Genomic DNA, 512 nt, shown 5'->3' with positions numbered 1-512 from the left:
GGTGAGATCGAGGCGGTCCTGGCCGGACACGAGTCGGTCGACCAGGTCGCGGTCATCGTCCGGGAGGACCAGCCCGACGTGAAGCGTCTGGTCGCCTACGTCGTACCCGTCGACGGTGACGCTGGAAACGACGTGGCGGTGTTGCGGGAGTTCGCGGCGGGGCGGTTGCCGGAGTACATGGTGCCGGCGGCGGTGGTGGTGTTGGAGTCGCTGCCGGTCACGGTGAACGGGAAGTTGGACCGGGCGGCGTTGCCGGCTCCGGAGTCGACCGGTCAGGCGGAGGGCCGTCCACCGGCAACCCCGACCGAGGAACTGCTCTGCGGCCTGTTCGCCGAGCTACTGGGCGTCGACCAGGTACCCGCCGACGCGTCCTTCTTCAGCCTGGGCGGCGACTCGCTGTCGGCGATGCGACTCGTTGCCAAAATCCGGGCGGTGTTCGACGCCGAGGTCAGTATCCGGGCGTTGTTCGCGTCGCCGACGGTGGCGGCGGTGGCCCGACTGATCGACGGCGG

General features: G+C 69.9%; 1 protein-coding gene. It reads left to right on the top strand.

The genetic code is table 11. The features are described 5' to 3' along the window. Positions 1–512, top strand: a 512-nt coding sequence (locus tag ACFP2T_RS48080) for a phosphopantetheine-binding protein (protein WP_377434838.1), incomplete at both ends; no start/stop codon positions are given.

The organism is Plantactinospora solaniradicis (assembly GCF_042658085.1).
GTDB classification, from domain to species: domain Bacteria; phylum Actinomycetota; class Actinomycetes; order Mycobacteriales; family Micromonosporaceae; genus Plantactinospora; species Plantactinospora solaniradicis.
The sequence above is the reverse complement of the archived record's forward strand: the minus strand, read 5'-3'. Positions and strand labels throughout refer to the sequence as shown.